This is a genomic window from Alishewanella sp. HL-SH05, from assembly GCF_052655985.1.
In genome coordinates, this window is the sequence record NZ_CP199753.1 from 3496413 (window position 1) to 3518265 (window position 21853).

At 42.7% G+C, this 21853-nt stretch carries 18 protein-coding genes and 1 pseudogene; 16 read left to right on the top strand and 3 right to left on the bottom strand.

The window, feature by feature from the left end; translation table 11 throughout:
* The first annotated feature begins 61 nt into the window (after positions 1-61).
* Both ACUJFL_RS16025 and ACUJFL_RS16030 read left to right on the top strand, forming a co-directional pair.
* A complete protein-coding gene (locus ACUJFL_RS16025; protein ID WP_445427999.1) occupies positions 62-1333 on the top strand; it encodes a DUF2254 domain-containing protein in 1272 nt (423 codons plus the stop codon).
* A gap of 327 nt (positions 1334-1660) precedes the next feature.
* Complete coding sequence (locus tag ACUJFL_RS16030; protein WP_445428000.1) at positions 1661-2194, top strand: hypothetical protein; 534 nt, start codon at positions 1661-1663, stop codon at positions 2192-2194.
* Between the two features lie 59 nt (positions 2195-2253).
* Here the strand turns inward: ACUJFL_RS16030 and rraB are convergent, their stop codons facing one another.
* Positions 2254-2652, bottom strand: a complete 399-nt coding sequence (rraB, locus tag ACUJFL_RS16035) for a ribonuclease E inhibitor RraB (protein ID WP_445428001.1) — start codon at positions 2650-2652, stop codon at positions 2254-2256.
* Positions 2653-3076: 424 nt separating this feature from the next.
* On the opposite strand from rraB, the gene ACUJFL_RS16040 reads away from it, so the two are divergent.
* From ACUJFL_RS16040 to ACUJFL_RS16105, 14 genes are all read left to right on the top strand, one after another.
* Positions 3077-4552 (top strand): Lcl C-terminal domain-containing protein, encoded by a 1476-nt coding sequence (locus ACUJFL_RS16040; RefSeq protein ID WP_445428002.1) that lies wholly within the window; start codon positions 3077-3079, stop codon positions 4550-4552.
* Positions 4553-4890: 338 nt separating this feature from the next.
* Complete coding sequence (locus tag ACUJFL_RS16045) at positions 4891-5415, top strand: Lcl C-terminal domain-containing protein (protein WP_445428003.1); 525 nt, start codon at positions 4891-4893, stop codon at positions 5413-5415.
* Between the two features lie 484 nt (positions 5416-5899).
* A complete protein-coding gene (locus ACUJFL_RS16050; protein WP_445428004.1) occupies positions 5900-6760 on the top strand; it encodes a hypothetical protein in 861 nt (286 codons plus the stop codon).
* Positions 6761-6875: 115 nt separating this feature from the next.
* Entirely contained in the window at positions 6876-7058 is a 183-nt protein-coding gene (locus tag ACUJFL_RS16055; RefSeq protein WP_445428005.1) for a helix-turn-helix transcriptional regulator, read from the top strand.
* A 192-nt stretch (positions 7059-7250) separates the two neighbouring features.
* Positions 7251-8495 (top strand): hypothetical protein, encoded by a 1245-nt coding sequence (locus tag ACUJFL_RS16060; protein WP_445428006.1) that lies wholly within the window; start codon positions 7251-7253, stop codon positions 8493-8495.
* Between the two features lie 1777 nt (positions 8496-10272).
* Positions 10273-10788 (top strand): group I intron-associated PD-(D/E)XK endonuclease, encoded by a 516-nt coding sequence (locus ACUJFL_RS16065; protein WP_445428007.1) that lies wholly within the window; start codon positions 10273-10275, stop codon positions 10786-10788.
* Complete coding sequence (locus ACUJFL_RS16070; RefSeq protein WP_445428008.1) at positions 10789-12288, top strand: N-6 DNA methylase; 1500 nt, start codon at positions 10789-10791, stop codon at positions 12286-12288.
* Entirely contained in the window at positions 12285-13784 is a 1500-nt protein-coding gene (locus ACUJFL_RS16075) for a type I restriction-modification system subunit M (RefSeq protein WP_445428009.1), read from the top strand. Before ACUJFL_RS16070 ends, ACUJFL_RS16075 begins: the two co-directional genes overlap by 4 nt.
* The gene (locus ACUJFL_RS16080; protein WP_445428010.1) at positions 13784-14395 is read left to right on the top strand and encodes a restriction endonuclease subunit S; all 612 of its coding nucleotides are present in this window, start codon (positions 13784-13786) and stop codon (positions 14393-14395) included. Before ACUJFL_RS16075 ends, ACUJFL_RS16080 begins: the two co-directional genes overlap by 1 nt.
* Before the next feature lie 6 nt (positions 14396-14401).
* Positions 14402-14944 (top strand): restriction endonuclease subunit S, encoded by a 543-nt coding sequence (locus tag ACUJFL_RS16085; protein WP_445428011.1) that lies wholly within the window; start codon positions 14402-14404, stop codon positions 14942-14944.
* A 25-nt stretch (positions 14945-14969) separates the two neighbouring features.
* Positions 14970-18032, top strand: coding sequence for a type I restriction endonuclease subunit R (locus ACUJFL_RS16090; RefSeq protein ID WP_445428012.1), 3063 nt, complete (start codon positions 14970-14972; stop codon positions 18030-18032).
* On the top strand, positions 18032-18532 hold the full coding sequence (locus tag ACUJFL_RS16095; protein ID WP_445428013.1) for a hypothetical protein: 501 nt from the start codon (positions 18032-18034) through the stop codon (positions 18530-18532). The genes ACUJFL_RS16090 and ACUJFL_RS16095 overlap by 1 nt, the downstream gene beginning before the upstream one ends.
* The gene (locus tag ACUJFL_RS16100; protein ID WP_445428014.1) at positions 18525-19265 is read left to right on the top strand and encodes a hypothetical protein; all 741 of its coding nucleotides are present in this window, start codon (positions 18525-18527) and stop codon (positions 19263-19265) included. Before ACUJFL_RS16095 ends, ACUJFL_RS16100 begins: the two co-directional genes overlap by 8 nt.
* 157 nt (positions 19266-19422) lie before the next feature.
* Positions 19423-20397, top strand: coding sequence for a reverse transcriptase family protein (locus ACUJFL_RS16105; protein ID WP_445428015.1), 975 nt, complete (start codon positions 19423-19425; stop codon positions 20395-20397).
* 127 nt (positions 20398-20524) lie between these two features.
* Here the strand turns inward: ACUJFL_RS16105 and ACUJFL_RS16110 are convergent.
* Together ACUJFL_RS16110 and ACUJFL_RS16115 are read right to left on the bottom strand one after the other, a co-directional pair.
* A pseudogene (locus tag ACUJFL_RS16110) lies at positions 20525-20709 on the bottom strand (integrase core domain-containing protein); the annotation flags it as partial.
* Positions 20710-20896: 187 nt separating this feature from the next.
* On the bottom strand, positions 20897-21820 hold the full coding sequence (locus tag ACUJFL_RS16115) for a hypothetical protein (protein ID WP_445428016.1): 924 nt from the start codon (positions 21818-21820) through the stop codon (positions 20897-20899).
* Between the last annotated feature and the right edge of the window lie 33 nt (positions 21821-21853).

Genomic DNA, 21853 nt, shown 5'->3' on the forward strand with positions numbered 1-21853 from the left:
AGCCGCAATAGTCGAGGTTTAGCTGCACGCTAGCCCCCTTTAGCCGAAAAGAGGAATACACATGCCCGCTTTAGTATCGATTGACCGTTTACGCTTTTTACTTAATCAGTTACACGAGCGGCTATGGGTGCGGCCTTTAGCTGTGTGTTTATTGTCGATTGCGGCGGTTTTTATCGCCAAACTGGCCGATGGCACAGCATTGATAAAATGGGTGCCCCATATCAGCATCGACTCGGTGGAGAGCTTATTGTCGATTATGGCCTCTAGTATGTTAGTGATTGCAACGTTTTCGGTCACCTCGATGCTATCCGCCTACAACTCCGCCAGTAACTCGGCAACGCCTCGTGCATTTCGTTTAATGGTCGCCGACGATGTTTCACAAAATGCATTATCAACTTTTGTTGGCGCTTTTATCTTTAGTGTAGTGGCCATCGCGGCGTTAAAAAATAGCTTTTTTGACAAAGCAGGCTTATTTATTTTGTTTGCTCTGACCATATTCGTATTTGGTTTGGTGATCACTGTTTTTGTCCGCTGGGTTGATCGGATTGCCCGACTGGGGCGGCTGGGCTCTACTATCGAAAGAGTGGAATTGGCCACCGCCGCGGCTTTAGAACGCCGCCGCATCTTCCCAACATTATGTGGTATCCCCACTTCAGTTGACGCCAGCCAAGGCCACCCCGTTTTTGCAAACGAGATTGGCTATGTGCAACATATTGATATGTCTGCTATTCAAGAGTGGGCAGACAAAATGAATGTACATGTTGAGGTAGCCGCACTACCGGGTACCTTTGCCGCACCGAATCGCGTACTTGCTTATGTGCATCAATTATCTGTACAGGCCCAAGAACAAGACCACTGCATTGCCAAGGCGTTTCAAATTGGCCGTGAGCGCCTATTTGTCGATGATCCTCGCTTTGGTTTAGTCGTGTTATCGGAGATTGCTGGGCGAGCTCTGTCACCGGCTATTAATGACCCCGGTACAGCCATCAATATCATTGGTGCCTTAGTGCGATTAATCGCCTTGTGGAATCAGCCACTCACCGACGCGGAGCAGCAACAAGCTAAGATCATTTTTCCGCGTGTCGCCGTGCCAGAGCTTACGATGCGCGATCTGTATGATGATGCCTTTACCGCTATCGCGCGCGATGGTGCCGGCACCCTTGAGGTGTCAATTCGTCTACAAAAGGGCTTACAGTCTTTGTCATTACTGGGCTCAGCGGCAAACCGTGAGGCGGCCGTTTATCATAGCCAGCGTGCGTTAACTCGTGCTGAGCAAGCTTTACTGCATGCTGACGATGTGCAAATCATTAAAGACAGCATCAAGCCAACTTAAAATAAGTTAGCCACTCAACCGCTCCTGATGCACAGCTTGACGATAGCGAGTGTTTTCAGCGTCGGGTCTTTACGCACTTTCACCTTCTTGCTTACAAAAATATTATTTAACGGCCAACACAGTATTAATCCTTGGAATAGCACATAATACCAATAAGGCATGACAGCTTTTGGTTGCAAGGTAAACTCGACCGAAAAACAGCACATGACCTTGGGCGCACCGATATACCTCAGCTTAGCAGGATGAAAAATGCATCTAGCCGCAGAACCAACGATAGTTTTTAAAACGGTATGGCAGTACGAATAAAAAATTTAAGAGGTTGATGTTATGAAGACTATCGCAACAATGATTTTACTGACGGGTTTAGTGAGTCTGGCTGGCTGTGCCACGAAGGCGCCCACTTTTGGCGAACGAATTTTAGCCGAAGGTGAATCGCAAATTGCTATCTCAAAAATGTGGGAACAAGGCAAAAAAGAGACGCGTGAAGGCGAAGCCCTGTTAAAAGAAGGCAAAAAATTACTCGCTAATGGCAAAGACTATAGCCGTAAAGGCGAAAAGTTATTCGCCAATGGCAACACAGATTTACAAGTAAACCGCCAAGCATTCAAAACACTCGCGCTCAGTGCAAACAACCTAAACACTAGTAAAGCCGCCCATGACATGGTTAATAGACTAGAAAAATTGGCTGAGGCTTGGGAAGAAGCGGAAGAAGAGATTGCAGAAGGTAACGAGCTGATCACACGCGGTAAAAGCGCTCAAGAAGAAGGTCAGCTGGCCATCAAAAAAGGGCAGCAGTTAATTACCGATGGTAAAAATAAAATTGTAGAAGCAGAAGAACGTTACAAACAAACCAGTAAATAAACACGGTTGGCTAACCGCTTCGCTGTGTACAACAGCGAAGCTAGCAAGCCCAAGCTAAATTAAGCTTCGTCGTCTTCGTCAAACTCTTCATCGAATGCTTCGTCATCGTCACCTTCAAAGTAGGTGCCCCAGCCGTCATATTCAACCTGATGTTTTTTCGCTAAGGCTTCCAATTTAATGGCATCTGCCGTGATCGCGGCTTCATCTAAAGCTTGCTCACAGATGGCATCGAAGACCCAAGCATTGGTGCCATCTTCAAACTCAACTTCTTCGGCGTCGGTCACTTCATAACCTAGCTTAAACAGCTCAACAGCCAGTTTTTCAAGTTTATTAAAGTCTTTATCATAAAAATGATGTTCAACGGTATACAGCGCATCTGGATCGCTACCATCTTCTAATAAGGCACTGATAGTTTCTGCGGTAAATTCTTGCCAATTCTCGTTATCTGTTGATTTCATTAAGCATTTTCTCACATTCAGTTCAGGCTGCAATCAATGTGCACACACATGTGTACACAACTTGAAAAGCAACCGCTTAAAATTGTATTTATTTTAACTTTTTTGAATGATCTCTGCTTAAGTATTTATAGAGTCGATTTTCGAAGCTTGAAGTAAATAACGTCAATTGCTAGTTACATGGTCAATTGCAACTAAAGGACCGCACATTTGCACGCGTTTGAACACTCGCTGCAAATTTAATACATCATCATTTGCACAAAGGGCACCTATTATTTAGCGCCAGAAGCGAACATTTGAAATATAATTTTTAATTATTGACTCTCAGAACTATTCAGATTAAAAGTTTAAAACCAAGTAATTTTTTAACATCGTTAAAATAATTATCTTTTATGATTTATACTCAAACGCAAAGGATATGTAATACATGAGTCTACAAATCAACAAAAAAATTGTAAATTTTGGATTGATGGCAAGTGGTTGCTTTTTCCTTGCTGCTTGCGGCGGTGGTTCAGACAGCGGAGGCGTTAATGATTCTGCATCATCAACCTTTACTATAACTGCAGGTGCTGGAACCGGTGGTGCAATTTCACCTTCAAGCCGTAACGTACAAAACGGCCAAGTCGCTACTTTCACGGTTACATATGATGAGGGATACAGCATTGCCAGTGTAACAGGTTGCAACGGCAGCTTGAGCGCTAACACCTATACCACCGGTGCGATTACAAGTACATGTAGTGTTCAAGCCAGCTTTACCGTTAATAGCTACACCGTCTCGGCAACAACTGGTTCAGGCGGCAGCATTAGCCCGGGCAGTGCAATAGTCGCTCATGGCGGTACCACAAGTTTTATACTAACCCCACAAACAGGTTTTAGCATTGCAAGTGTTAGTGGCTGTAACGGCAGTTTAAACGGGAACACCTATACTACAAGTGCCATAACCAGTTCGTGTAGTGTGCAAGCAAGCTTTAACCAAAACAGCTACATGGTCACCGCGATTGCCACCGAAGGCGGGCAAATAACCCCAGGTAGCCTAAACGTGCTACATGAGCAAACAGCTCAATTCAGTGCAATCCCAGATGATAACTATCGAATTGTCGAAGTTACTGGCTGTGGGGGCAGTTTAGCGGGAGAAACCTATACAACCGCTGCCATTACTGCCTCCTGCTCTATTAACGCCAAATTTGCTTTTGCGCCCATTGGTGGTTTAAACGATACCGGTATTGATTGGTGTGCCAATGGTGACACAGCCAATAGCCTCGACTGCCCAGTTACTGGTTTTGAAGGACAGGACGGTGAATTTGGGCGTGATGCTAGTGCGCGCACGGGTGCCCTTACGAAAATTGGCGGTGGTGCAGCAGGTTTCGATTACACCAAAATTGCCACTGACGGCAGCGTACTGGAAATTCAGAATGCCGCATGGGAAGCCAATGGAACCGAAGCCGCTGGCAATCAGTGGAGCTGTGTACGGGATAATGTCACTGGACTGATTTGGGAGGTTAAAACCACTGACGGTGGCATGCGGGATTTTAAAAAAGGTTATACTTGGTATAACCCGGACAGTAATACTAATGGCGGTTATGCAGGCTTGCCCTCGATCAGTAGCTCAGCTCCTGATACCAATGCTTTTGTGCAGGCGGTCAATAGTCAAGGTTTATGTGGAGCCAATGATTGGCGCATGCCAACCCACAGGGAATTGCTGAGCATTGTGCATAACGGCCGCTTTCTCCCATCAATTGATATTGCTTATTTTCCACATGTAACGGCAGGTACGTTCTGGTCGTCATCGCCCAACGCAATGGTTTCGACATCAGCTTTTTATGTGGCATTCGACTATGGAAGAACTGGCGCCATCGGTAAGAACGTCGCATTCGGCGTTAGGTTGGTGCGCTCTGGGCAGTGACTTTTTTTAAACACAGAGCACAATAAAATGCGACAGCTGAACCAGTTAACTATTTGGAATGATGCATATTCTTCGCGACTGGATATAGAGCAGTTTGAACACAGCATTTGCTGCTGTCAGAAACTTTTGCCAGAGTGCTCATCGCTCTGGCAGGTCTCAAGTGCCGCTACTTAAAAGGTGGTATGAAGTTAAGTATAGTCCGACTGTTACGCTGGCAGCATAAAATCACAGACCGGCGATAGATACAACAAAAATAGCGAAGGACTCACAAGGAAAAAAGCCTTGGCTTAATTTGTAAGCATGTTAATTCTGAATTCAGCAAACAATAGGAAAACATAATGACCATACTCTTTACTCCCAAAACACTGTTTAGCTTGCTATTGTTGGCATTGTCAGTTCTAAGTGCCAATGCAGCAACGTGCCAAGAAAATGTTCCCGCCACTACACCGAACATTGATTTCACAGTGCACAGTGATGGAACCGTTACCCACAAAAGCACTGGGTTAATGTGGATGCGCTGCAGCTTAGGGCAAAGCTGGGATGGTAGCACCTGTACCGGCAGCGCAAGCACATTAACTTGGGCTAATGGCTTGGCCGCTGCGAAAAGTCATGAGTTCGCTGGTTATAGTGACTGGCGTCTACCTAATCATAAAGAGTTGTACTCCATTGTTGAGGGGCGCTGCTTTTTACCCGCAATTAACACTGATATTTTTCCGAACACGCCGGCAAATTTGTTCTGGTCGTCATCGCCTAATAACGGCGCAGCTTTTCTCAAGCATTACGTCGACTTCATCAATGGCAATGCTGAGGGTGCAGTAGGGAGCAACAACCTATATGTTCGCTTGGTGCGTGCCGGACAGTGATTTGGTGCTATGAATGGGTATTTAACTTTTGTTGATGTCAGTGGGAGATTCGGTGATATAGCTAACATATAAGCTGTCTAGCGCATTGAACCGATTCAATCCTAAGCACAAATTATAGAAGGAAAGTTAATATATGTAGTTGGCCGCAAAAAGCTGAATATGGAAAAAGTTTGCATTTATATTTAAGCCTTGACGGAGGTTGGATATCTATTTTTAGCTTAAAAACTTTATGTTATATCAATGGATTATTGTGTAATCAATGGTCCTTGGATAGGAAAATTGTAGCCTACAGAAATTGCAGCCAGTGGTCTGTATATTGCGCAAAGAGCAGTAATTTAGGTTGTCATTTTAAATTGCACGCGTCTTTGTCTGATATCAACATCCCCGATGCATATCATTATAATCATCAACAATGTGTATGACATAGTTAATGGGCGCTTGTAGAATCTCTCAGGAAATCGATTTCTGATAAAGATGACACTAAATGAACAGAAGTTTTATAAACCTTAAAGATGCCCTCTCCGAACTCCGCATCGACGAAGCATTAAATAAAATATCAGCAAAGCACGCCCCTGACGTTACTCGCTTTTTGCAGCAGACCAATCCACGTCGTGAAATTATTTACTATATCGTAATCCAACCTCACGAACTCGAGGAAAATAAACTGGTAACGTACAACAAATTTAGTAACGAAGTAGCAAATGGCCAAAAGCCTTATTTCCATGAGATAACTAATCCCCAGTCTATTGAGGATCAATATACAGCTGGCGACAATTTCAACGCAGATTTTCGCTACCACATTCCAGAAGGGCACAAAGAATTACAAATAACACTTGAAGACGTTGCTAAGGCTATTATTGATGGTGAAACAGTAATCTCCACAATTTACCTAAACGAATTTGGCAATGTGTTTCTAGAATTACATAAGCCAATAGTACGCTCTCTTTCCGGCATTAAAATTGATTTCTCTGGACTCATGCTTTGGGCAAGAGAAAGCTACTTATATCTGGAAGAATTAACTTTTGGGGATCTTGGCTCTAACGCGTCACTGTCGGAAGTGAAGCAGCGTCTTTATATTAAAATGAAGTCTTCGGACGCTATTCATGACCCAATTTTGTCGGTGTATATTGAGCGCATGCTAACATTGGGCCGACTTCCATTAATGAGCGAGCTTGATGATGTTTTCGAAACACTTTTCAAAGGAAAGCAAAAAAGAGACTGGCCCAAGTTAACCCTTGCCCCCCCTTGTGATACTGAAGACAGGCGTCCATCAAATCCAATTGACAAGGCACAAGCAAAGAAACGTGTTAAAGGAATCTTTCTGCCAAACGCACTAACAAATTGAAATAAATAATGTTTTCATATTCTTTGATATATTTTGAATTTATCGACAAGTATGTCCCCGTTTACATACTTTAGGATTGCACCTGTTGAAACACATTAAATACAGGAGCAACACCATGACCAATCGTTTATTAACACTAAAACAAATCTCCGAACTCGTTGGACTAAGTCGAGCATCGATTTGGCGGCTTAGAACAAGTGGCGACTTCCCAAAGGGCATAAGCCTTACTAGGCATTCTATTCGTTGGTCACTAGCCGATATCGAAGAGTGGCTTAACAGCAAGAAAATTGCGGCCTAACTGATCATTTTCACGACTAGCCTATTTTGTATCACTGTGAAAATAAACTGATGTTCACTTTTTAATGCTAGCTCACCAGAGCCCATATCTAACGGGCTCTGGAGGCCAGTTAGCTTCTGAAAGCAGCTTTTTAACCAGTAGGTACCTTTAAGTTAGTCATTTAGTAGTTTTAAGATAAAAAGAAAGAACCTAATGACAACATGCACTCAAACCTGGGCTCAAAATTTTGACCCTAAGAATTTTAGCCAATACACGACAGAAGCATTTGCCTTTAAAGCAGAAACAGGTGCTATTACTCGTGAAACTGCTGCGATGCTCGATATGCTTCAGAGGTCGATTATCAGACACTGGATTCTCGACTCAGAATTGGCTTCTCGCACTATTGAAAAACACGAGGCAGCACTTTGCGTAAAATTACTTATTACTATATATATGCCATATTTGCTTCTTCGTAACATTGAGGCTATCACGTCCGGCATACAGAAAAAGTACAGTAAGAACTTTGCCGAGTTTCCACATGCGTATTTATCCTCTGAATGCGGAACGTTTCGCATCGTGGAGGAATGTGAGGACATTTTTGATCAATATGTTTCGAGTGAGCTGGATAGTTTCGCAGATGTAGTTTATCGCTTGCTGAAGAGTCAAAATGCTGATCAGTACAGAGTCAAATTGATGTCAGGCAAAAGGTATTATTCACAGGATTTGCGGAATAAATTTTTATCACTTACCAATTTAGCGCTTGCGCGTGGCTATAAACGCTACTTTATTACTGTGTACCTTTCAGACGAAGAAAGTGACCGTTTAATAAAAAGTAAAAATGTTCGTTCATTACAACAAAAGATAGCTAATCACCTGGCAGCCGTTCTTGGGGTAGGAAACTTTGCAGGAATTGTAGTCATCGAGCATTCTCCATCAAAAGCTGAAAATTTTCATCTCCATATGGTTATTGTTACACGAGAAATTGATCCGGATACGGAGACTCAACTTCGAGACAGGCTCAGGAAAATGACGACACCCAACATGAAAAGTGCAATCAACATTAAATGTCATCGCAATTTAAATCGTCTTAAACGACCTGAAGAGCTACTTAACGTTCATGATGACATTACAACTTCGCAAGAGTTGTTGGGCATCGATATCGGATTAATGGATTACTTGTCGAAAGGCCTCTCTCCGGAGATGAAAATTGGTATTCATAAGCAGGTGTTCAGCTTGAACCATGAACTATTTTTCAAAAATAAAATGAGTTCAACACTAAGAGAGCTGTTGACTTTCCTTATCGAGCGCGCCGGAAAACACATACAATTTGATAACAAACAAGCAGCTCAGTCTCAAATTAAAGATTGTATTTTGAGTTTAGTAGTGGGTCTGAAAACAAAGATTTATAAAAGAAATTTGAAGCTTGCAAGTTGCCATATAAAACATGCAACTACATAAAAAAACTTATACTTCTTCTGTAGCCCTTTATTCATAAGGGCTCTGATTTTCTGGTGAAAATAAAATCTATGCAAATGAGCGTTTTTTGACCAATTTTGCATAGATTTAAGCAGCCTTAAAAAAACTCACATGCAAAATCCACCTTGAATCGTTCAAAAAACACGCTAAAACAGCCTTTTTTTGCATAGATGGTTTTTTAAGCAGCGCCAAAATCTATGCTAAATCTATGCAAAATCGATGCAAACCATTTTTTATCACTATCCATTATATAGCTAAAGATCACCGTATTTTAAGGAGCAAAACCACTTAACCACATAACAAGCAGAGCCTCAAGAAATTGCATACAAATTGTTAAACTTTCAGCCGCCGGATAAAAGGCAAAGTCCTAGAGAACCAAGAGCTAGCACATCCAGATCCCTCACAAAAAAACACAATATTTCAGAAAATTTCTTATAGTCAGTTTTTTAAAGCAATTCATAGAGGGAGTATGTAAATATTTACATAGTAATCATAAGCTAAGGCTATCATTCACGTTACCACGCACCAAAATAAATACAACGATCGTGGTATTTATTATTAATCATCGCCACTTCATTATTAGTTTTAAAACTTCCACGGCAAACCGGAATAAGGGCGGAAAAACATGCTTTTAGGGGAAATACATAGCGCAGGCACATTGCACCACAGTATCAATTATATGCATCTTTTAATGTATGGATTTTTACAAAATTTGAGCTTTGACAAAAACATTCGGCAAACCCACATAAAAACAGTTGCCATCGTATATATCCCTAGAAATAAAGCACCGCAAAAACGCCCTAAAACCCTCAACACCGCATCATACGCAAGCACCCCCAGGGTATGTATATGGCTAACACAAAAAATCAGTGGGCGCCCTCTCAGGAGCTCTATCGGCTATGATGAGTTTAAACTATATGTGGCCGAGCTATATTTTAATGACAACCAAATACACCAGAGATATTGCGTGATCACAAGATTTGGAAATGGCTGTATTAATTCGATAAATTTTCTAAAGCATACAAAAACTAAAACTGCTGGGTGGATACACGTAAAACCAATTAAAGCTTTCGGAACAAAATATCCTTCGGTCACATCTTTTGCCAACTATAACCATTTGCCCCCTTAGTCTCTGATATAACAGCCACCCTTCAGAAAAACTCTTTACACAGGGCTATCTCAGATCTTTTATCAATACTTAACTCATTACTAAGAGGAATAAATAATGAACAACAAGCCATGTGAGATTTTTCTGGAGGATTGTTTGGCACTGGATATCGCGGTGCGTTATTGCGTAGGTTCGAAAATTCCGTTCAGTGCTGTGAAACGATCGCTTAACTCTGCATTAGGCAAAAAAAATTTACGCTACCAGAAATACGCAAAACAAAAATAAAAATACCAATCCCGGAATCAGGTAGATTTATAAACGATCTGAGTATCGCTCGCAGCACAGAAACTAATCTCTACAACGAACTTGGAGGTTCAGATACTTTCGATTTGTTTCGTGCTACAACTTTTGCGGCTTGGTTAGTCGGTGAATCTGGCAGGGAGCGTTTTGAAGAGCTTATCAATACCCATCAACCATATGTTGATAAGAAGGAATGAACAGAGCAACACAAATTAGGCCTTATTCATAAATGGTTAGGTGCTCTTAGCAAGTGGCATACTTGATTAAAAGTGGTATTGAATAAAATTATTTTGTGGCATAGTTAGTTGGTTACAATCTGTTGATTGCTTGTACAAGGAACAGTTATAGCTAATGGAACAGCATTTCCTCAAATCCTCATACCGCGAAAAGTTGATAGAGCATCTGATTATCGGTGAGATGCTCAAATTGTCATGGGCTCGCGGTGCTTGCAGCATCGAAATATCCAAACCTGAAGTGGACAACCAAGGCTACGACATGATTGCCGAAGACAACGGTGTGCTGCGCCATATTCAGCTAAAAACAGCAAAGCTTGATTCCAAAGCCGCCTATCAAAAAGTACATGTTGCGCTCGCTAATAAGCCATCAGGTTGTGTGTTGTGGATCTTCTTTGATGAAGCCACTATGCAACTTGGTCCATTTTTATTTTTCGGCGGCGCACCTGGTGAAACATTGCCCGACATATCGCAGTTCAAGGTAGCTAAACACACCAAAGGCAATAAAGATGGCGTTAAAGCTGAAAGGCCTGATATCAGAGAAGTTCGCAAAAAAGCCTTTGTGCGGTACGATCGCATCGAATTAATTTATGATGCCCTCTTTGGGGCAAATGCAGACACTGCAGAGTATTAAATGACGTTAATTAACCTAAAAGATTTAGAAGCCCATCTATGGCATGCCGCGCACATTATTACCGGCCCCATCGATGCATCCGACTACAAAACCTATATTTTCCCGGTGCTGTTCTTTAAACGCATTTGCGATGTGTATGACGAAGAATTTGCCGATGCTATGGCGCAGGTGGCCGATGAAGAGTTAGCCCGTGGCGATATGTTTCACCGCATTAAAATTCCAGCAGAAGCGCACTGGAGCAAGGTATTCGCCAAAACCAAAGATATCGGTCAGGCACTTAAAGATGCATTTCGTGCGGTCGAAGTGGCTAACCCGCATTTATACGGCATTTTCGGTGATGCCAGTTGGACCAATAAAGAACGCTTATCAGACGAGCTGCTATCAACGTTGCTAAACCACTTTAATAAAGTGAATTTGGGCGTTGCCAGCGTGCGAGATGATGACATGGGCCGTGCCTATGAATACCTGATTAAACGCTTTGCCGACAAAGCCAATAAAAAGGCCGGTGAGTTCTATACCCCCCGTACTATTGTCCGGCTAATGGTTAACGTGCTGGACCCAGTTGCCGGTGAAAGCATATATGACCCGGCCTGCGGTACGGGCGGTATGTTGCTGGAAACGATTCACCACGTTAAAGAAAACGGCGGTGATCCACGTTTACTAAAAATCAAAGGCCAGGAAAAGAACCTAACCACCGAAGCTATTGCGCGGATGAACCTGTTCTTACACGGCCAGGAAGACTTTCAAATCTTACGTGGCGATACACTGCGTGATCCCAAATTTGTTGTTAATGACCAGCTGGAAACCTTTGATTGTGTTATTGCCAACCCGCCTTTTAGCTTAAAAGAATGGGGCTATGACAAATGGCAAAACGATCCTTATGGCCGAAAGCAATTTGGCTTGGCACCGCAAACTAACGGTGATTTTGCCTGGGTGCAGCATATGTTGGCCTCACTCAACAACAAAGGCCGTATGGCCGTGGTGCTGCCGCATGGCGTGTTATTCCGTGGTGGTGCTGAAGGCGCTATCAGAACCGCCTTATTAAAACAAAATAAGATAGAAGCCATTATTGGCCTTGCCAGTAACCTGTTCTACGGCACTGGCATTCCGGCCTGTATTTTGGTGCTGCGGCAAAAACGGCCAGCCGAGCATAATAACCATGTGCTCATTATCAATGCCGAAGAGATCTACACCAAAGGCCGAGCGCAAAACACGCTAAGTAATGATCAGTCGGATGAGATTTACCGCATCTATAAACAGCAATATTTAACTGGCATCAAGGCCGATGAAATTGAGGGTGTTGCCCGTTGGGTAAACCTGGATGAAATCGCCGAAAACGATTTCAACCTGAATATTGCCCGCTACGTGCAAAAGCCATTGGAAGAAGAAACCATTACTGTAGAAGAAGCGCTACGCGACTTTCAGCAAAAATTAGCGGCCCTTGAGCAAGCAGAGCAAGAACTTGAAGCCCTACTTATCCAGGAAGGGTTTGAACTATGAGCACCATGCATAAAAAGAATTTAGAAGACTTACTCTGGGGCGCTGCCGAGTTTCTACGCGGCCAAATTGACGCCTCAGATTACAAGCAGTACATATTCCCACTGCTTTTTTACAAGCGTTTGTCAGACGTTTACTTAGAAGAATATGTTGAAGCGCTAGAAGCCCATGACGGCGATGCCGAATACGCAGCTATGCCGATGTATCACCGCTTTGATATCCCGGAAGAAGCCCGCTGGGAAAAGGTGCGCCATACCAGTAAGAATATTGGAGAGGCCATTCAAACCGCTCTTCGGTTAATTGAAGCCAATAACCCGCGTTTACACGGTGTATTTGGTGATGCACAGTGGACCAATAAAGAGCGCCTGCCTGATCATCTATTGGCCGACCTTATTGAGCACTTTAGTAAAATCCCGTTGGGTATTAAATCGGTTAAACAAGATGACCTCGGCGAAGCCTACGAATACCTGATTAAAAAGTTTGCCGATGATTCTGGCCATACCGCTGCGGAGTTTTATACCAACCGCACTGTTGTGCATTTAATGACACGTATTATGCAGCTTAAACCCGGTGAAACTGCCTACGACCCAACTTGTGGTACAGGAGGCATGTTGCTTAATGCAGTAATGGATTTACGCTCAGACTTAAAAGAATGGCGTAGCGTTAAGTTGTTCGGCCAGGAAGTAAACCTACTTACCTCCGCTATCGCTCGTATGAACATGTTTTTGCATGATATCGAAGAGTTTGAAGTATTGCGCGGTGATACGCTGGCAGAGCCTAAATTCATCGAGAACGACCAGCTTAAGCAGTTCGACGTTATCTTTGCCAACCCGCCGTACTCCATTAAAAAGTGGAACCGCGACAAATTTACTGCCGACCCTTATGGCCGCAATTTATTTGGTGTACCGCCACAGGGCTGCGCCGACTATGCCTTTTACACCCATATCATTAAAAGCCTAAAGCCTGATACTGGCCGCGCTGCCATGCTGTGGCCACATGGCGTATTGTTCCGCGATTCTGAGCAAGCTATTCGCAAGCAGGTGATTGAGTCTGACATTATCGAAGCGGTAATTGGCCTTGGGCCAAACCTGTTCTACAACTCACCAATGGAATCGTGTGTGGTAGTGCTTAACTGCAACAAGCCCGCCGAGCGCAAAAATAAGGTGCTGTTTATCAATGGTGTTGAGCATGTAACCCGCGAACGGGCGCATAGCCGCTTATCGGGTGACGACCTGGCAGTGCTGTGCGAAGCCTATTTCGAGCCGGAAAAGCAAAGTGATATTGCAACGTTAGTGCCCTTAGACACTATTAAACAGAACCTTTATAACCTGTCGATACTTCTTTACGTAGAAGCTAATAATCATGAGGAAGTGCATGATATTGAGCATGCGATCGAGACCTGGAAAGCAAACTGTGTACAATTAAGGAAGCAAAACAACAAGTTATTTGAGGGCTTAGCCGAGTTAGGTTACCAAATAGACGGTAAGGAAGTACACTGATGAGCGAGAAGCAAACTGTTCAGTTTGGTGATATTGCAGAGCAAATATTAGAAAGAGTGCATCCCCAACAAGGTGATGAAAAGAAATTTATAGGATTACAGCACTTAATATCCGGAAATCTTGCAGTTTATGAGTGGGGTGGAGATGTGGAGTTATCTGCTCAAGCTTTTAAAGTTGCTAAAGGGGACATTATTTTTGCTAGAAGAAACACATATTTGAAGCGAGTTGCAATTTCTCCGATAGATGGTATCTGTTCTGGTGATGCTATGGTTATTCGGCCGATTGCGGGTTTGATTGAGCCGTCTTTCCTCCCTTTTTTCATGCAATCAGAGGCATTCATGAATCGAGTAATAAGTATTTCAGCTGGCTCCCTATCATCAAGAGTTAAATGGAAAGACTTAGCAATCCAGAAGTTTACAATTCCTTCATTAGATGAACAAAGAAAGCAGCTCAAAATTCTTGAAAAGATAGAACAAATACAATCGGTTCGAAGGGAGGGGCGCTTTTCACTTGACAGGCTTAAAAGATCATTGAGAAGAAGTTTATTCTCAGGTTTTGGATTCTCAGAATTATTTAAAGAAACTCCTATAGGTAAAATCCCAGTTCATTGAGAGGTGGTGCCGCTAGGTGAGGTGGGTGAATGGAAAAGCGGTGGTACTCCGGCAAAAAATAGAAACGATTACTGGGATGGCAACATACCTTGGTTTAGTCCTAAGGATATGAAAGATGTTGAGCTTAAAAAATCCATCCTAACTGTAACAGAGAGCGGCGCTAATAATGGAACTCGGCTTGTTGAGCCAAATACTATTATGATTGTAGTTAGAGGTATGATTTTAGCGCATACCTTTCCAGTAGGTATCACAAATCAAGTTTCAACTTTTAATCAAGACATGAAAGCATTAGTTGTAAATGAAGGATTTGAACCTAGATTTATTCTTCATTGGTTAATTGCAAATTCAGATTTATTTTTACAAAAGGTTTCTGTGTCAACACATGGAACGTGCAGGCTTGGTAGCGAGATTTTTAAAGAGATGTTAGTACCCAAGCCCAAGTTGCATGAGCAACTAAAAATATTAAAACGATTTGATGAAATTAATAAAATCCAAGCGGAGCTCTTAAAAGACAATACTCGCGTGATAAGAAGTTCATTACTTAATTGAGCAGTTTGGGTTCTAGGGGTTAAAAATGTTCAACGAACAAACCGTCACTGAAAATGGAATTATCGACCGCTTAAAAGGTTTATGCGGGGTAAAATGGACTTACTGCCACGGTGATAGCCTGCCAAAGCAAGCACACGATATCTTTGTTGATGAGTGGCTAAAAGACGCGCTTTGTTCGTTAAACCCTGATATTGCCAAAAAGCCTGACCTGGCGGACGAGGTTATTTATAAACTTCGTGGAGTTATTCTGGAGGCCAAGCATACCGGCCTGGTAAAAGCTAACGAGAACTTTCAAGAGTGGTTGCTGGCAGAAAAGAGCCTGCCCTTTGGTGAGAATGGCGACCATATCACCATTAACCTAATTGATTTTGACGATATCAAAAACAATCATTTTGTGGTGTCGCAGCAGGTGCATTATATCGCTGCTACCGAAGTGTATTTTGATATTGTGCTTTACGTTAACGGTATTCCGTTGGTGGTGGGTGAAGTAAAAACCGCCACCCGGCCAAGCGTTAGCTGGCAAGACGGTGCCGCTGATTTTATGGGTGGTAAAAAGCACTACTGGCAGAATGTAGCCCCATTTTTTGTACCTAACCTATTATGCTTTGCCAGTGAAGGTAAAACCTTTGCCTATGGTGCTATTAACGCAGGCCCTAAAGATTGGGGGCCGTGGCATAACACCGATTTACGCGATGACATTTTACCTGGCCTGCAAACAGTGCTTAACAGCGTTGAGGGTTTGCTCAACCCCATTACCTTGTTACAGCTGTTGGAATCGTTCGCGCTGTTTTCAACCGTTAAAACCGGCAAAAACACGCCACCTAAACGCATAAAAATATTACCGCGTTACCCGCAGTTTGAAGCAGCAAAGCAGATAGTTGACCGTGTACGACGTGGTTATCCCAAAAAAGGCCTTATTTGGCACTTCCAGGGCTCGGGTAAGTCATTATTGATGCTTTATGCCGCTAAGATGCTGCGGGCAGATAATGAGCTGAAAAACCCAACTGTATTGGTCGTGGTAGATCGGCGTGACTTGGACAGCCAAATTAGTGAAACCTTTGGCGGTGCCGACGTTAAAAACCTGATTAAAGTGCAAAGCTGCAAAAAGCTCGGTGAATATATCGAGCAAGATAGCCGGGGCATTTTAATTACCACTATCTTCAAATTTAAAGATGTTGAAATCGATGAAGCCAATAAAAAAGGCCTGAACGATCGCGACAACATTATTGTGCTGGTCGATGAAGCTCACCGCACTCAAGAGGGTGGGTTAGGTGACAAAATGCGCTGGGCGCTCCCTAACGCGCATTTTTACGGTTTAACCGGTACACCTATTTCAGGCATAGACCGCAATACCTTTAAGTTGTTTGGTGCTGAAGACGACCCGGGCCGCTACATGAACCGCTATAGCTATAAGCAGTCTATTCGTGACGGTGCCACCAACCCGGTGAAGTTTGAACCACGACTGGCAGAACTTCGGGTAGACCGTGAAGCTATCGACAAAGAGTTTGAAGCGCTAGCCGCAGCAAACAACCTGGACGAAGAAGAAAAAGCTGAGCTGTCGAAACGTGCTGGCAAACTGGCCATTATGCTAAAAGCGCCTACACGTATGGCAGCAGTTAGCACCGATATTGCCGAGCACTTTACCAGCCACGTTAAGCCGAAAAAGATGAAGGCTATGGTGGTGGTGTACGACCGCGATGCCTGCGTGCAGATGTATTACTTGTTGGGTGAAAAGCTCGGGTTTGATGCTGTTGAAGTGGTGATGAATATTGACCAAGCCCCAATTAAAGCGCCAGACGGTGATAAAAAGGGCAAAGTTAATAAAGACTGGCGCAAGTGGCATGACGATTTACAACTGCCGGTAAAAGAGACTGACTTTGAGCGCTGGCAAAGCATTGATGGCGATGAGCAAAAGCAAAAAGACTTAATAGAAACCTACAAAGATCCGAAGCAGCCGCTGCAATTACTTATCGTAACAGCCAAGCTTCTAACTGGCTTCGATGCACCTATCTGCTACTGCATGTACTTAGACAAGCCATTACGTGACCATACGCTGTTACAGGCCATGTGTCGCACTAACCGGCTGTATCAGAATGATGAAACCCGCAAACAATTGGGTCTGATCATTGACTACCTCGGCGTATTTGAAAACCTGCGCACGGCACTGGCTTACAACCCGGAAGAAATTGAAGGTGTTGTGGAAGGCATTGAAGCCTTTAAAGCAATATTGCCAATGCAGCTGGAAAAGTGCCTGACCTTCTTTCCAAATGTTGATCGAACTTTGGAAGGCTTTGAGGGCATTATGGCAGCGCAAGAGTGCCTGCCAACTAATGAAAAGCGTGACGAGTTTGCTGCCGCCTTTGGTGTGGTAGCCAAGTTATGGTCAGCCATTAACCCCGACCCATTCCTAAATCCGTATCGCAAAGACTACAAATGGCTGGCGCAGATTTATGAATCCGTGCGCCCTGTTGGCCAAACCGGTGCACTGGTGTGGGCAGCATTAGGCCCAGAGACTATTCAGCTTATTCACCAGCATACCGACATTAACCGTATTCGGGATGATATCGACGAGCTGGTAATGGATGAACACGCCATCTTTACCCTGACGGATAAAGAACAAGAGCAGCGGGCGCGTAAATTGGAAATTGATCTAATGGGCCGCCTACGTGGCCATGATGACCCCAAGTTTGTTGCACTAGGCGAACGACTAGAAAAACTGCGCCAAGACTACGAAGCCGGTGTTATTAAAGCCATAGACTGGCTAAAAGGCCTGTTAGACGCAGCCAAAGACACCGTGCAGGCTGAACGCCAAAGTGGCGATAAAGTGGTTACCCAGGAAGATAATAAACAAGCCTTGACGACACTCTTCCTTGAAACCCGGCCAGAAACGACGCCTAAGCTGATTGGTGACGTTGTTGAGCAAATCGACAAGATAGTAAAAGCCACCCGCTTCGACGGCTGGCAAAGCTCTAACAGCGGCCCACGCGAGATACAGAAAGCATTACTGCTAACACTGATGCAATTCAGCCTCGGCAAAGACAAAGACTTGTTCGCTAAGGCCTATGCGTATATTGAAGAGCATTATTGATGCAATATGTTGGCGAAGAGCTTGAACGACTAGCACTAAGTCATGGTGATGCAGTGAATTCAGACTTGTTAGGTAGAAGTGCATTCAATCGTTACTATTATTCTGCTTTCTTGATCACACGAGCAATGCTTGGACAAATGGAGGCTAGCTGGAAATATACCATGCATGCTGGAATTCCTGATTTGCTGCGGACCAGCATAAGGAAAAAAGCAAAACAAGTTTTGGCAAAACAAGTTGCAAAAGGGTTGATGGAAAAAGGAAAGAGTAGCAGGCTGTTGACAGACGTAAATACTGTTAGCAATGAGTTGGCAGAGTTACTTGAAAGTGCTTACGACGCTAGAGTCATTGCTGACTATCAGCCTGAAGTTCAAACTGTACGTGAAGGCAACATTATAAAATTAAAAACTCATAAGTTAACAACTGCAAAAGAATGGCCTGAACGAGCAGGTATTCTTTGTGGAAAGCTGTTAAAAATTTGGAGGGATATAGGCCTTGCTTGATATAGCAGATATCGCTGAGCTCCCTGAGCTTCAGAAAGACTATTTTATTTCTGATGTAAATATCAGAACCTCAGACGGCGCTATCGTGCTTTACATGTCTATTGAACATGTAAGCGAAAACACTAAGCCAGGATTTGTATCTAGAAGGCAGCTAGATAATCTGTCTTCTAGACTTGCAGAGAAATATTTAGTGCCCACAGCAGTCATTATGGCACCTTCACCCAAATTAGAAAAAATAGGCCAAGCCGCCGAGTTGCTGTTAAAAGCCAAGTTCGATGAAATTGTTGAAGAAGCTAACTTCTCATTTTTATCATCCGAAAAAGTCAATGCTTGGATAAAGTTAACAAGAATTACAGCTGATAGTACTGCTGAACTTGAATCGTACTTGCAATCAATTCTGAATGAATCCGGAGTTCAATTTTTATCTTGTCAGTGGGTTGGTGAAAATAGCACTCTGCCAACGCCAATTAACATTTTAATAGTTCTAAAACGCCTTCAACCGCTTAATATTGAGGGCTTTATTGGATATTTCATCACTAACTACCGAGATATAAATGCCAAGTGGCTAAATCGCCAGTTAGACAAAATGCTCAAAAAGCAGTTAATTATTAGAGATAAGGTTACTGGAAACTATGCGCTTACTGGAAGCGGGTTGGGTCTAATCCCGTCTGTTCGCAGTAAATATAACTCAGATGTTGCACGAGCACTTGAATTAGGGAAAAGAAAGTGGTGAACTACTCTCTGGGAGCGGCGATGAATTATCGCGAGGGTGTGAATCATGCCCGCTTGCGAAGGCTAGACACAGAATCACCGATGGACAAGCGTCCATCCGTGCATTCGCCCAAATGGACGCTTGTCCATCGTTGAAACTTATTTATGGGATTTGTGTCATGAATGCCGCGCCGCTCCTAGTTTCCTTCAATTCTATCGATAAGTATTTAGAAGCTTTGCCAGAAAAGCAAAGATGTGAGTATTCATCCGCCTTATTCGAGTTACATTCTCGTCAATTGCCACCAGTTTCTTCAGCATACTGTCTTGCCATTCTCTTCGGATATTCTCTCGGCTTCATTTATGCAATGACGAAAAAGCCTGAAAAATTTTATCGGGAGTTCAAAATCCCAAATGGCAAAAAAACTCGTAGAATTTTCGCTCCAAAAGTAGCCATAAAAGTTATTCAAAAGTGGCTTGGGGAGCATCTCAGTAGCAACATAACATTTCATCCCCACGTGTATGGCTTTGTTAAAGGGAGGTCTTTTGTTGATGCTGCAAAACAGCACATAGGTGCTCGTTGGGTGCTTGCTGTAGATATCGACAACTTTTTTCCATCAACATCCAAAGAGAGCGTTTTACGTTCATTAACAGCTCTGGGTTACAGTGATGATGCATCCGAACTAATCTCAGATCTATGTTGCTTGCATGATTCACTCGCGCAAGGATCTCCAGCGAGCCCTGTTTTATCGAATCTGTGCATGCAATCTATCGACGATTCACTGATCAAGCTCTCTGAACAATACAACGTCAAAGTTACTCGTTATGCCGACGACATAACGTTTTCAGGAACCGGTGAGTTTGATGATGGTTTAAAGCAATACTTACAAGAGCTGATAGAGAATAGTGGATTTCAACTAAATCACGACAAAACCTACTTTGCAGATTCTGAAACCGGTAAGCGCCTGAAGGTTCATGGATTACTGGTTAAAAAGGATTCTGTAAGGCTTACAAAAGGGTACAGAAATAAAATAAGAATATATAAGCATATGCTGAAAAATGGCCGTATAAGCGATGCTGACTTTCTGCGTATCAGTGGTCATGTTCGATATTCGGATTTTATTGATTCTATTGCTAGTCTAGAAGACGCAACTTGAAATAACGAACGTTAGAAAACGAAAAGAATCTGCTTTAGAACTTCTAGCGAGTCAGTTTTGGAATATGACTGAATACTTCTGGCAAGTAGAGGGTGTTATTGTAGTTGCCTCGCTAAAACGGGCAGTACTAACTTGCCATTTTGAAAGCCCGATACTCTCGCGGTGATAACATTTTTAATCTGCTATGCGGATGGAAACTTATATAATTTTCGAACCAGCTAGCAAGCTGAGCAATTACCGTTGCTGCATCAGGCCGCTCGTTCATATAAGCACAATCACGTTGAACGTTTTAACGAACGCTTCAGCCATGCCTTATACAAAAATATGGTGGTGTAAGGTTACTGAGGGATCCACACAAATTTACAACCCACAGTATCAGCTATTTGCCAATTTGATTAGGTTAATTGATCATCTCATTTGAAAACGGACTTTACCGCTCGTTGAAAATTAATGACATCATCACTAATATTGAAAGTGCCACTTCTTAACCCATTGTGGGCTATGTTTTGAATTTATCAATATGATTATAATTTGTATATATCTGAAATCTCTCTTTAAAAGATGGTTCTTTAAATCGTTTTTTTGCTTCATCATAGGTGAAGGTATCAGGCTCTAAATTTCTTTTCCATTCAATATTATTTTCAAAATCTGTAATATATTCACCACAAACACTGATTATAAATTGCTTTCCTCCTATAATATTTTTATCAGATGGGATAGTACTTCGAACTAACCTAACGCGATATGACTTTTGATTTTGAATTACTGGAACGCTATAAACTGAAGCTCGTCCCTTAGCTAAGATCTGACATGCACCATCATCTGAGGACCAAATTAACTCTTCAACATTTTCGTTGAGCATTTCTATGAATATACTTGGATACATCCAAGCTTTAATAAATTCACTTTTATGCGGCAGTCGCCAGCTTTTTATTGACTTATCTTGTAGAGAGTCATGTATTGCACCTAAACTATATTTTAAAACTGCAGATTTCCAATCACATCTTTCAGGTTCTGCATCACGTTTCCACTCTAGACCTGTTATGTTATCCACAATATATGTACCGCAACCAGAAATCTTAAACCTTTCTGATTCATGATAGATTTTAGTGTGCAAATGTGAATCGCCTTGGCGCACAAGCCTTACAAAACCGCCACAGTATGACGCTGCCCCCTCATAAGTCGAACCCGTTTGAAAGCAGGCATACAAAGCTGTGTTAACTTTATATGTGCCTTCATCAGACGACGTCCAAAAGGTTTTTTCTAATGAGTTAAAAAGATTCTGGATATTAAACCAACGCGGATGCAGCTTAAATTCTGGTGCTTTAAAATTCCCATGATAAAAACCTCTAACTCTATTATAAGGGTCATAAGCAAAGAGCCCTTGAATTTCCTCTTTGAATGGAAGACGCCAAATGCTCAAATTTATAATTCCTTTTAAATTGAAAAATTAAAT